The 13,173-nt window shown below is 36.1% G+C and carries 11 protein-coding genes and 1 pseudogene; all 12 read right to left on the reverse strand.

Features of this window, described 5'->3' with window-relative positions; translation table 11 throughout:
• Nucleotides 1–756: 756 nt before the first annotated feature.
• Complete coding sequence (locus AMS59_RS01995; protein ID WP_053482092.1) at nucleotides 757–1,437, reverse strand: aspartate/glutamate racemase family protein; 681 nt, start codon at nucleotides 1,435–1,437, stop codon at nucleotides 757–759.
• A gap of 1,165 nt (nucleotides 1,438–2,602) precedes the next feature.
• Nucleotides 2,603–2,929, reverse strand: coding sequence for an HNH endonuclease signature motif containing protein (locus AMS59_RS02000; protein WP_199777653.1), 327 nt, complete (start codon nucleotides 2,927–2,929; stop codon nucleotides 2,603–2,605).
• A gap of 1,012 nt (nucleotides 2,930–3,941) precedes the next feature.
• Nucleotides 3,942–4,325: a DUF4362 domain-containing protein gene (locus AMS59_RS02005; RefSeq protein ID WP_053482094.1), complete on the reverse strand. Its 384-nt coding sequence runs from the start codon at nucleotides 4,323–4,325 to the stop codon at nucleotides 3,942–3,944.
• Nucleotides 4,326–4,600: 275 nt separating this feature from the next.
• Nucleotides 4,601–5,866: pseudogene (gene ltrA, locus AMS59_RS02010) on the reverse strand (group II intron reverse transcriptase/maturase).
• 564 nt (nucleotides 5,867–6,430) lie between these two features.
• Nucleotides 6,431–6,868 (reverse strand): VOC family protein, encoded by a 438-nt coding sequence (locus AMS59_RS02015; protein WP_053482095.1) that lies wholly within the window; start codon nucleotides 6,866–6,868, stop codon nucleotides 6,431–6,433.
• A 684-nt stretch (nucleotides 6,869–7,552) separates the two neighbouring features.
• Nucleotides 7,553–7,654 (reverse strand): putative holin-like toxin, encoded by a 102-nt coding sequence (locus tag AMS59_RS26850; RefSeq protein ID WP_369814304.1) that lies wholly within the window; start codon nucleotides 7,652–7,654, stop codon nucleotides 7,553–7,555.
• Nucleotides 7,655–9,039: 1,385 nt separating this feature from the next.
• Nucleotides 9,040–9,417 carry an SET domain-containing protein gene (locus AMS59_RS02020; RefSeq protein WP_053482096.1) on the reverse strand — a complete coding sequence of 126 codons (378 nt, stop codon included), beginning with the start codon at nucleotides 9,415–9,417 and terminating at the stop codon, nucleotides 9,040–9,042.
• Nucleotides 9,418–9,525: 108 nt separating this feature from the next.
• Nucleotides 9,526–9,735, reverse strand: coding sequence for a hypothetical protein (locus tag AMS59_RS02025; protein WP_053482097.1), 210 nt, complete (start codon nucleotides 9,733–9,735; stop codon nucleotides 9,526–9,528).
• 305 nt (nucleotides 9,736–10,040) lie between these two features.
• Nucleotides 10,041–10,355, reverse strand: coding sequence for a co-chaperone YbbN (locus AMS59_RS02030; protein ID WP_053482098.1), 315 nt, complete (start codon nucleotides 10,353–10,355; stop codon nucleotides 10,041–10,043).
• A 161-nt stretch (nucleotides 10,356–10,516) separates the two neighbouring features.
• Complete coding sequence (locus AMS59_RS26855; protein ID WP_156304565.1) at nucleotides 10,517–10,804, reverse strand: DinB family protein; 288 nt, start codon at nucleotides 10,802–10,804, stop codon at nucleotides 10,517–10,519.
• A 176-nt stretch (nucleotides 10,805–10,980) separates the two neighbouring features.
• Entirely contained in the window at nucleotides 10,981–11,814 is an 834-nt protein-coding gene (locus AMS59_RS02035) for a CPBP family intramembrane glutamic endopeptidase (protein ID WP_053482099.1), read from the reverse strand.
• A 304-nt stretch (nucleotides 11,815–12,118) separates the two neighbouring features.
• The gene (locus AMS59_RS02040) at nucleotides 12,119–12,733 is read right to left on the reverse strand and encodes an NDxxF motif lipoprotein (RefSeq protein WP_053482100.1); all 615 of its coding nucleotides are present in this window, start codon (nucleotides 12,731–12,733) and stop codon (nucleotides 12,119–12,121) included.
• Nucleotides 12,734–13,173: the final 440 nt, after the last annotated feature.

A 13,173-nucleotide genomic window follows, 5' to 3' on the forward strand; every position in this document is an offset into this window, starting at 1 on the left:
CCTCCACGTTCATTACACGCTTCAACGGTACTGTGCCACCACTTTCACTGATATAAAGGCAAGTTATACAGTAACTAATATCTTTATTGCTTTCCTTGTCAACGTTTCTTAGGGGAGTAAGCCCTCCACGTTATCAGCTTACAATATTGAATTATATCTATTATAGAATGAACTTAGGTACTTCCTGTAAGCCTGTTAGCATTCATACGCCTGTAACGTATCATGGATTTTCATATTAGCTAGTCTTACTCACCCACATCTAACCTCACAATTTGGTGACATACACATTTCTATGTATCGCAGTTATAGATCCGTACATTCAGAAGTTTGTCAGCTTAACCTTTTCTTTTAGGTTCATTCGCATGCTCACCATATTCATTCAACTCAAGCATCATGATTTACACCACCCCCGCGGGTAGGCTTTCGTCAGCCGAACTGTTACGGTAAATTCTTACGCCTTTTCGCCGAGCTTATAACACTTTCATTCTTACTAAATCAAGTACTATTCGACTAAGAGAGAACCCTTCCGAGCGTTACCTCTTCATTTGATTCTTCGATATAATCCTTCAGTTCCAAAAGGAATTGCCTAGCCTTTACCAGAGAGATGTAACCATCCTCTATTTAAACTAGGAACATTTCGCACAACTAAACTGCTCCGTTAGCTCAATAAGAAAAGCTGCTTGGACTTCGGTAGCTTGATTTTAAGCACTTGCGCAAGTTAGTGAAAAAACTTTAGTCTAATAGGAAAGACTAATCTCAGTCCATTAATGATAAATATTTATGTACAACGGCTTGAGCGAGACAAGTTGATGAATCAACAATGGAAAAATCATTGAATTTTTTATCTGTAACAACATTTAAATCTGTACATGCAATGATAGCTGTATCAATCGTTTCAGCTAATTCTGAATAGAATACATCCCATAATTGAAGGGACTCATCGATTTGACCTTGTTTAATCTTTACTATTATTTGATTCACGTAAGTTTGCCAACGATCTTGATGTAAAAAATCATAGCCTTCTCTCACTAAAGCATCTTGAAATATTCCAGACTGAACCGTTGGATTGGTGGCTAAAAGAGCTACCTTTTTTGAGTTTTTTGGTATTTCCTTTATTGTTTCATCAATCATGTTTAATACGGGAACCGAAACTGAGTTTCTAATTTGGTTAAAGTAGATATGTGCCGTATTACATGGGATGGCAATAAAATCAACATCTGTTTTTTCAAGTCTGCGAGCCCCTTTAATAATTGCCATTTCCATATCCATATGGTTGAGAGGTTTATCAATGTAGAAAGGAGTTGGACATGAATAAATCATCATGTGAGGGAAATCAATGTCATTTATTGCTCCATATATCTTTTGGCACTGGTCTACAACTTTATCTACAAATGGCCCAGTAGATTTTGGACCCATTCCTGCTAAAATTCCAATCATAGTTTTACCCCCTAAAATAATGTCACCATCTTCTCTATAACTTTAACATAAGTATCCAATTTACTTATAGAAAGTTATTCCACAAAATGGCACAATTATTGACCACAAATTAAACAACACTCTTTATACAGATAGGTAAGCCTTTGAAGTTATCGCTGGCTTTTCCCCTGTTCACACCGTACGTGCTACTTTCATCGCATACGGCGTTCCAACTAATCCAATTCAATTAATCATCAACACTTCTGATATCAAAATACCTTCTATGTCTCAGTTCTTCCGTTTCAATAAGTCGGTGCCTCCCTTGGAAGGTGAACCTCTTTTAATCTCACGAGAACCTTATTAACCAATAAAGATTCGCCAAGCATGATTAAGTAATTCTTCATTAGTCTAGTGGCAATCCCTCCACGTTCATTACGCGCTTCAACGGTACTATACCACCACTTTCACTGATATAAAGAGAAGTTATACACTCGCTAATCTCACGATTATTTTCCTTCTCAACGCTTCATAAAGAGTAAGCTCTCCACGTTATCAGCTTACCACGTTGAATATTATCTATTATGGAACAAACTTAGGTGCTTCCTATGAGCCTGTTAGCGTTGCTTGTGCCTGTAACACAAGATGGACTTTTATATAGTTCATTCTTACTCATCCACAGCTAACCCTACATATAGTAGTTAATACATTTCTGTATTATGCGCGTCTAGACCCGTACATTCGGAAGTTCGACAGTAGTACACTAATCTTATGTGTCTTTCATACATTCTCACCATATCTATTCAACCCAAGCATTATGATTTACACCACCCCATCGGGTAGGGTTTCGTCAGCCGAACTGTTACGGTAAGTTCTTACGCCTATTAACCGAGCTTATAACACGCTTTTCCTTACTAAATAGCGTGCTATTCGATGCAGGGGGAGCCTTTCTGAGCGTTACCTCATCATTCGACTCCTCGATAATATCCTTCAATTTAAATCCTAGATTGTCTGACCTTTACCGAGATTGTGTTAACCACATCTCATTTGAGCCAGGAACGTGTCGCACCAAGTAAAGCACCCGTTAGTTTAATAGCAATAGGTAAGACTTTGATGTAATCTCCATCTTTTCCCCTGCTCCACACCCAACGTGCGATTTTCACCGCATTAGGCGTTCCATCTTATCCTTTTAGACTAAAGTAATTAAATTACAAACTTTACGGAATTGGTTTAACTTCTTCAATTGTTTTCCATCTAATTGAAGAATGTTCCTATATCGTTCAATCGTCTTTTCATTAGTTGCATGGATTAATCTATGCACATCTTCATGCACGATTACAAGATTGCTAAATTCATCTGTACCACCCATATGTCGGGGTAACTTATGGTGACAGTGCAGCTTATCGGATGTCAAGAATTCCCCTGTTACAGCACATTTGCCTAGTTGCATAGAGTACCTTGAGATTTTGTTATCTGCAAATTCTAAGTTGTTTTTGCCGTAAGGTATTTGTAACATTTTGTTTATTTCTATGGCAATGTCCACTCTAAGGGTTTGATGAAATTTTAGCCTTCCTTCTTTTGTATAGTCGCAAATATCTTAACTGAAGTTCATAGCATTGCTTGTTTGTGTATCTCCTATGAGAAATAAATACAAACCAGCAATTTTATATGTTTTGAAATTATTCTTATGAAGTCTCTTGTATGTTTCCGATGGATTAATGGGTTTTCCATACTTCCCAATTGATTTTAGACGATTATACATGGTTTTCGTTAAATGATAGGCTATTTTTCCAAAGTCTTTATTGATATGAGTTGCAATCTTATAGTAATTTTTAATTCCGATAATATAAGCGTTATAATTCAAAACAGTTTTTGGTGTTGGCTTATTTTGAATTTCGCGAATTAAACGTCTAAGTTTTTCTAGTATATCACGCGCCTACTTTCGCAAGAATAGAGTCACTTCGAAGTTTATTTATCTTATAGACACCATCCCGATAGTAGTCGTTTAATAGTGGATGTTTCTTACTTACAACGTTCCGATTAACTTAGCTTTTCATATATCCGTAGGTGCTTGCTTTAAGCCTGTCAATTCTATATCCTCATTAGTTAGATATTCCGAGGTTCCTATGTACTAATCGTACTTTTCGGTGTTTGACACTGCATTTACAGCATACGTCTTTCGAGCGTATTAGATTCTAGACCCGTACATTCGCAAGTTCGTCAGTCCATCTGGATATTCTCACCCTAGATATTTTATAGCATCCCGACCTATCATGAACCATATTCTATTTAAGAACTTAGGTACACTTCAGCCGGCTTAACCTAACTTCATACACGTTCGGGCCACTACCTTTTCGTGCATGTAGGAGTATCAGATAACTCGTTTCAGCTCAACATGACGGCTTTCATTCCGAGTTTCAGTTAATCAGTTGTAATTGCCTTTCAGCAATCCTCCTATTTCGTGCTTTGGCACTTATAAGGAAACGTTTCGCACAGTACTATTCTTCACAAACTAACTAATAGATAGTTTAGTTTGAAATGGGGACTGATAAAAATTCAACATTCTCGTTAAGATTCCCATTGCATTCGTTAAGAATATATTTATTGATTCCTTCTTCAGTTTCAACTATTATTTTTTTACAGCTATATTCTTCAATAAAATCCCCATCAACACTATGAGAAATATTAATTTGTTCTCCATCAAATGCTAAAGTACTAACCCCTCGTTGTCCCTCTATCCCATACTGTACATAGTTAATTTCAGCTTTTTTTTGATTTTTTATATTCTCAACAAATCTATCTAAACTCTCTAAATTTTGAATATCACCGTGCTCATTTATCACTTCTTCAATATTATTTGATTGACATCCTACCATTAATAGCAAAAGCAATCCAACAATAACAAACCTCATTTTCTCCTCCTTCTACGTGTAAATATTACACTAAAAGGTTCTATAACCTTCTTCATACAGATAGGTAAGCCTTTGAAGTTATCGCTGGCTTTTCCCCCTGTTCACACCGTACGTCCGACTTTCACCGCATACGGCGTTCCAACTAATCCGATTCAATTAATCATCAACACTTCTGATATCAAAATACCTTCTATGGTAGGAGACTAGCCATTAATTGACTAGTCGACCTCTCACACCTCCGTACGTACGGATCCGTATACGGCGGTTCAAAAGTTTTATGGTTTTAAAATGATTTGGGAGAGACTTTTTAAGTTTTGTTTCTCCCAGTATTTATTATTTAGGGCTCTATTTATGATTGGATTATTTGATGAACGCCAATATCCCTTTCGGGTATTTGCCATTCTGTAGGCGTCGTTCGGACAGATACCGAGTTTCTTAAGGTTGCGATACTTGGTTGTGGTTTTCTTCCATTCTTTCCATCGACATGCTTGCAGTCTTCGGCGTATATGGGCATCCATCTTTTTAGCGTATTTACCAACGTCTCCAATTTTAAAGTAATTACCCCACCCCTGAATCAGGTAGTTGAGGTATTTAATTCTTTCATCCATTCGCATGCTCCGATTACGATTCGTGAGTCGGCGAATTTTATCCTCCAATTTCTGTTTACTCTTCTTCGGCACGTAAATCCTTGTTTGTTGTTTGATTCGGTAGAAACTCACTCCTAAGAATGTCCGTGCCCTCGGCTTTCCCACTGCGGATTTCTCCTCATTTACCTTAAGCTTTAGTTTCTTTTCGATAAATGTTGTCATCCCTACTTTTACACGCTCTCCTGCTTTTAAACTTTTGACATAGATATTACAGTCATCCGCGTAACGGACGAATCTGTGACCTCTTTTTTCGAGCTCTTTATCTAGTTCGTGGAGAAGGATATTACTAAGTAGTGGGCTCAGTGGACCACCTTGGGGCGTGCCTTCTTGGCTATGTACTACGACGCCGTTTGCCATAGTACCAGCGTTGAGAAATTTACGGATTAACTTTAAAGTTGGCTTATCCTTAATATATCCCGCAACTAGAGACATCAGTTTATCGTGTTGAACGCGGTCAAAGAATTTCTAAAGGTCCATGTCTACCACGAATTTGTAGCCTTCATCCATATAAGATTGCGCTTGTAAAATTGCTTGATGAGCACTTTTATTTGGACGAAAACCATAGCTATAGTCACTGAAAATTGGGTCGATGATTGGGGTTAGGATTTGAACAACTGCTTGTTGAATGACGCGGTCTGTTACAGTTGGAATTCCCAATTTTCTCGTATCACCATTTCCTTTTGGAATTTCTACCCGCCTTACCGGTTGCGGTGTATATTGCCCTGTTTGGATTTGACGAATAATCTTTTCTTTATTTTCTTTTAAGTATTGGCGTGTTGCTTCTATATCTTTCGCATCGACTCCAGCAGCGCCTTTATTTCTACGTACCTTCTTAAAAGCTTCGTTTAGATTATCTCGGTCTGTTATTAAATAAATTAGTCCATTTGTATCCATATGTTCGCATGGTATAGGTATGCATATGAACAGTTCCACTCTTTTCGTTGTGCGATTGACGTTCTGCGTTTCAAGGCAACGGAAAGTCTTATGATTGGCTGTGTCTTCACTGTCATATAATGTGCCCTTCCATGTTCACTCCTTTCGTTCAGCCCTTCCCATTACTGGTACTATGGCTTCTGCTGACTTCTGATGATTCAGCTATCTATCGCTAAATAGGTTCTGTTTCCAGGTATTCATCAGACCTCCCGGGGTAAGTCCGTCCACTTTCACCTCATCTATCCGCCACATTTATTGCACTGACTTCCGTGGATATTTTGGATTTTGATTTGTTTTGCAATCTCGTCCAGTCAGAACAACCTCGAATGTGATTCGTGTACCTCGGACCAAGGTTTTGCCTCCTGCTTCCTTCAGATTCCGCGTCGCCACGGACACCCTTGCACTTGGCTAGTGGTTCGCATATCCCAACGCCCACAGTGAACTTTCATCACCTAGTTGACGGACATGCCCGGCACACAAAATAAGAAAGTAGCAGAGTCATACTTTCATTTTAATTAACATTACTTATTTGATTTCCTCAGCCAACTCCAAAATAATTCCTTCTGGACCACGAACGTAGCATAATTTATAACTTTCTTCATATTGCTGTATCTCACTAAAGATTTTCGTACCCTTCTTTTTCAATTTAGCAACAACAGCTTCAATATCTTCAACAGTAAATGCAATATGTCGGATACCCAGTGTATTTGCAAAGGGTTGCTGAATATCTTTTTCATCTGAAGGTGTATAAAATTTGATTAGCTCTAGCCATGTCTGACCGTCTGTCGTTCCCAATCCTACACACGCTACTTTAACGTCATTAAGCCCAACTGCATATCCCATTAACTCTCTTTCCATTTCCCATTCCCCTTTTACCTCAAGTCCAAAATCGAGAAAAAACTCTTTAGCGGCAGAGAGATCATTTACGATTACACCCACATGATCTATTCTTCGGATCTTCAAATTTCATACCTCCATTGTTTCTGTTATTTTGTAATATCCTATATTCAAATTCGAGTATTAACAAAGGGACGACTAATATAATAAAAAGATACCAGTATTGCCAGTGGCTTTATATAATGGCTTTAGTCATATTATAGAATGTGTTGCAGAAAATAGCCCTATTGTTATACCTACCATAACACCTAGATACAAAATTCCTTTTTTGAAGCCATTTTACAAAACAATTCATTCCCTCCAATAAAAACAGCTAAATATATTGTGTCATTCGTTTATAGTATTGAATATTCCTTCTTGAACCTTCCTGCCCAGTTAGTCTGGCTTCTTGGCTCATTACTCATGCCCTCAGAGGCCTCCATGTCAAGTTGCAACATTGTGTAATTGCAATTGCAAAACTATGTATTTTTTCTTTGCAAAATACAACTATCTAGTTCTCTGTTTTTCTCGAATTAATTTTTTTCTTGCGAAGCCTATTATTCTGTATTTATTGATTTTGGGTAAATATTTGTTCTAATTGAATAAATACTTCTCTCCGTGTTATAATTCATATTGAAGATGTATATAAAATATATAAGACCATTTAGTGTTGTAGCACCAAATGGTCTTCGTAACAAGACGAATCGCTTCAAAGGCGATTTGCAAAGTGATCAAGTAAACCGACTCACATGCTTGGGAGGCAAGGGCGGTTTACTTTTTTTGTGTAAAAGTAAACGACAATGCAATTACTGAAACTATAAGCGATGAAAAACTTATAGCAACCATCATTGCTTCAAAAATAGTCATTGGCATCAACTCCTTTCTCTTCAAGAACTTGAAGAAAATAGGTGGAAATTTGATTACCAATCGCCCATAAAACCTCTATCTAGTTACTCTCTCATTATATCAAATTTTTAAGAATAACTCCTTTTTCTTGTAGAAATTTCAACCACTTCATCGAACAATAATGCCCACACACCACTTGAATCACGTTGTACAGTAGATCCAGCCATTTGCCATAGTAATAGCGTTGAAAAACTTACGAATTAACTTTAAAGTTGGCTTATCCTTAATATATCTTGCAACTAGTGACATCAATATTATTCATTAATGGATATTTAGTTGTTCTCATTTATTTTCTATACTTTCTTATATTGAAATTGTTAAATACCACATACGAAAGTGTAAAAAACCATCCAGTGGATTTTATACAATGATACATAAAACAGCAGGTGTGTTGATTAACCTTTTTTATACATCCAAAGAGGCTGATTTCCGCTACGGGCTACTCGCTTTCCTGCGGGCGAGCGTCGAGCCGCTTCCTCCGCTTCGCTCCGTGCAGGGTCTCGTCTGTCTCGCTTTCCCGCGGGAGTCGAGTAGCCCTACGCTACAATCAGTTAAACTAGGAATATATTGGCAAAGTGGTAACAAAAAAATCCTTTTATCGCTCAATAATAAACTTATTTTTTCCTAATCAACACGCCTGATAAAACAGACAACTATTGTATATTGCAATTAAAAGTGCAGAGTATTGTAACCTGATTTGGCGTTACAACTTTACATGGAGAGGATGGCAAGATAGCCTCGTGTAGGCAAAGCTAGCCCTTAATATAGCTGGCATTTTGGCTCATTACTCATACCAAATTAATTATTTTCTTATGGAGCATTTCATTCTGTATGTATTTAATTTGGAGAAATATTTGTTCTAATTGAATAAATACTTCTCTCCGTGTTATAATTTATATTGAAGATGTATATAAAATATATAAGACGAATCGCTTCAAAGGCGATTTGCAATGAGAAGAAAGTAAACCTACTCACAGCTTGCGAGGTGGAGGCGGTTTACTTTTTTTGTGTAAAAGTAAATGACAATGCAAGTACTGAAACTATAAGTGTGTTGAAACTTATAGCAACCATCATTGCTTCAAAAATAGTCATTGGCATCAACTCCTTTCTCTTTAAGGACTCGAAGAAAATAGGTGGAAATTTGATTACCAATCGCCCATAAAACCTCTATCTAGTTACTCTCTCATTAACTCCTTTTTCTTGTAGAAATTTCAACCGCCTCATTGGACAATAATGCCCACACACCACTTGAATCACGTTGTACAGTAAAAGCAAACATACCTCATAAATAACGTCAACAAAAAAGCGTCAATCCATGTTGGATCAACGCCCTGATTTATTGTAAATCCTTTTTATTCCTGATCAAACCATAGTGGATCTTTGTCATCAACGTCGCCATTATAATTGATTAGAATTTCATCTCCTGCTTTTATATCTGTGAAAGCAAAGAAGTCAAATGTGCGATTTTTAAAATTAATCTCATAAGTTGCATTAGGTTCATAAGAATGGTTAAACAACATTCCGTAACCAAGAAGGATAGCAGATTGACCTATCCCATACTCAAAAGCGTAATCACCGAGTAGGGTTTGTTCAATGTATTGATGCTGTTCGTTTGGATAAGAAATGACAGGTGCTTCGTGTAAAAGCTGTCCTTTTTTGATATCACACGTTGCAAATACCCCTCTATTGAATTCTCCATTACTTAACGGAGATGTTTTTATCTCAATCATGTTTGTTCTCCTACTCATTTTTAAAATATTCTTTCTAGCTGTAACATTGAGCTCGTTTTTTATCTGTTGTAGTGCATATAGCTAATACGTCGTTTATCGTTTATACGTTTAGCGTGACTCTTTTGGTGGTTGGCAAATGTCACATTTACGTTGATGTTTATTTTTAAATTTTGTAAATGTTTTTTCAAAGTTGTTACCACACGCACATTTTAATAGTAACTTTTGAGAGAAACCGTGATATTCAGTCGTTAGCAACTTACTTTCCGAATTATTCTCAACAAATTCTTTAATTTTATCAATTGTCCATTTTTTATTCAATCTCTTACACCTCTATATTTTATCTCTATGCGGAGGCTTTCTTGGCATCCGTTCAGTAATAAGGAACGTCTTAATTACCTTAAGTTATTTATTATAACATGAACTGGTAAATAATTAAACAGATTCAAGATAGCTTAATCTAACATCTCACTACAAATATTGTTGCGTCAACGGTTTCTATTCCTCAAAAGTTATTATTGGCGATTTTTCTATTGTTACAAGTGTTACCTTCCCGAAATTCGGAAAGACTTAAGTAAACTATAGAAAGAGCTATTTCGCCGGTCTTTCAACTATAATTGCATACATCAAATTCCAATCATCTGCTTCAGTTTTTCAAAAGGTACATATCCAACAATTGGTTCTTGTAATTTATTATGAATTATCAATCGAGAATTAGGAATTCCCATTACCTTATATTCCGCTGCAATATCTGGGCTTTTTTCTACATTCACCTTTACAACTTTTACCTTACCACTAAATTCTTCACTGAGTTGATTAAGAACTCCTGCGAACATTTTACATGGGCCACACCACTCAGCCCAGAAATTAATTAACACAATTTTTCTAGTATTTAAGTGTTCTCTTAATTCTTTCTTTGTTGTGACATGAACAATCGACATAATTCTTTTCCTCCCTTTATGAAAATAAAAATCTTGAAGTTATAATATGCAATTAATTATTATTAGCCCCTGCTACCCCACATTCGATTACATGAAAGACCTTTAATATCCCTGATTTACATTGGCATTCGAAACATTCTGCGATTGCTGTTTTATTTACTTCAGCAATTACCCCTGAAAGAAGTTAAATTGGCAAGCATCTGAAAAATCTGTCCTCTATGATGTGACTCGTGTTCGAGGAAATGGTAAATAACCCACTCAGGTGTGACATCGTAATGAGGGAAATTTCTGGATATACGCCAATCCTCCAAGTCCATTGAACGAAAATGGAAAAGCAGTTCATCACGTACACATTGTAGACGATGTAAATGTTCATCTAAGGTTTGATCCTTTATATGGCTTAAGGTGCCATCCTCATTACGGTCTTCTTGAGGAAATAAAGAACGGATCTTTGGATTCCATTTACCGCGAAAAACCTCTTCATAAAGCCAGTTTGCTTCAAATCAATTATGCCTCGGTATAATTGTGTCCGTTTAATTTTGCATCGAGATGTTGCTGACTTATGTCAGATATTTTTTCTAAAAGCGTTCGCCGATCAACTACCGCTACCCGCGCTTAACTCTCTCTAAACCATGTAATGCTTTCCATTAACAATATTTGTATCTTCCTTTCCATACAATACGTTTTTTGGATTGATCACGATGAGTAAAACCGCTACTACTGAATAAAGAATCGCGCTGCACATGATTAGTTCCAGTAAGTTACCATTTATTAAGCCAATAAAGAAATTAAATAATTGGTGAATAATGATCGGGATGATTAAATTCTGATTTAAGTTATAAAATGCTGTCATGACGATTTTCGTGGATATGAGTGCAATCATAAAGAATACAATATATTTGATTAAATTAATGCCCACAAGCCCTGAAGTAAACCATATTGGCAGATGCCACATCCCCCACCAAAATCCTATGATGATTGAAGCCATTAATGGTGTATGCTTCTTTTGGAGCTCCATTTGAGCGAAACCTCGCCACCCTATTTCTTCTCCTAGTGGCCCCGCTAAAAGGTTTTTAAAGAAGAAATAAATCAGCATTCCCCATGAAGAAACAGTAAAAATAGAGTCTGCTTCACTATTTTTCAATACGAGAAAAATAATTATCAAAAATATGATGGTTTGAATCAATATCGCACTTAGGATTACTGAAAGCTTAAGTTTACTGTTAAATTTATCTTTTACAAATTGCATAAAACTTTGTTCAGGGTAGATTTTTTTAAATAATAGTGCGAAAGCAAAGGTTGACGACCACGATGATATACAGAGCATGACATCAAAAATCCATTTAGGAAATCCCAACATGTTGATGGCTCCTACAAGACAAAAAAGTGGCAAAAAAATGATATTGGTTAGTACAATAAAACTCGCTACCGGTTTTTTTAGTTTCTTTTCTCTATTCATACATATTCCCCGCTTCAAACTAAATTTTCGTAAAAAATTTTTTAAGAATACTTTTAGCTTAAACCTAGGGGTTGCTCACAGGTCAATACTTTACATTCACACATTCAGCGGGAGAAAAGATAAAAATGAGGCTGGGACAAAAGGATTTTAGCCAATGAAAAACCCGAACTATATTACGAAACGCTCATTCTGTGTTTCGTAATAGTTCGGGTTTTCTGTTTATATTCTTTGATAATTTAAAAATTATCCGTCTTTCATAAAGGACAAATTTGTTATGTCCCCGCCTCAAATAAATATATTCTCTCTATTCATCGAAATATGTAGTTTTAATATTTTTCATGTCCAAAAACTTTTCGATTTTTAGTTGCTGCCTTCCGTTCGCTTTCGTAAAATGCTCGGAAGCAAAATTTGATATATCTGATAAGCTACCATTTTCGACCATTCCAGCAACTTCATCTTCAAATTGTGTTAAAGTTTCTCTGATTGATGAAACAAATTCATAGATTGTCTTTGAAGGTTCTTTATAATCATCAGGGATATTGTTATGACTAATAAAATCATTGAAATTCGCGTCATTCTTTTCCCCTTCATCAATTAATTTATGTAATTTTTCTTTATCAGATTCAGTAGCATTCTCATAAAGATAAACAATTTTTTCCATCTCTTTATCTAATACATGACTATAATCCATATACTTTTTTATACTTGCTTTCATTTCATCTTCACTAATATTTTCATTCTTTTTATTAGAAACAAATATATCGTCTGGAATTTTAACAGGTACATTGCTAACGGATTTTTCCTTACTTTCTTTGTTACTTTCCTCATTGCTTTCTTCATTAGGTGTTGTATCATGCGAACAAGCACTCATCAATACAATAGTGAATGCCATTAATAGATATAAAGTAAATCTTTTCATTGTAATCTCCTTTTCAAACCATCAGATATTCTTTGTATTGCTAAAGCTATTAGTTCTAACATCCCCTTTTCATTGTTCGTCGGGATCTCTCACTACCTTTAATAAATCGATTCAATTGTTTAATCAAATTGAATAATTGGTTGTTTGTGTCATTTTTTTCACCCTTTCTTATAATACGCCTTCCTCTATTGCACAGCATCCTTATTCGAAACATCTAGAATCGTCTCTACTTCCTCCTGTGCAATGATTGAACCATCTTGCAATTAAATGATTTGATTTAAAGTTGGTCCTACTTCATATACCTCGTGTCATAGTGTACTAGTTAAATAGTACACTATGACTTTTAACTTAGCAAGCATTAAATTCAATCAGAACCACCAGTCTAACTGGTGGTTTGCTCTACGCGTGAAACGCTGGGGTACTGGCCCATGTCTAAAGAC

Origin of the sequence: Lysinibacillus sp. FJAT-14745 (genome assembly GCF_001275675.1) — a bacterium.
Lineage (GTDB): Bacteria > Bacillota > Bacilli > Bacillales_A > Planococcaceae > Lysinibacillus.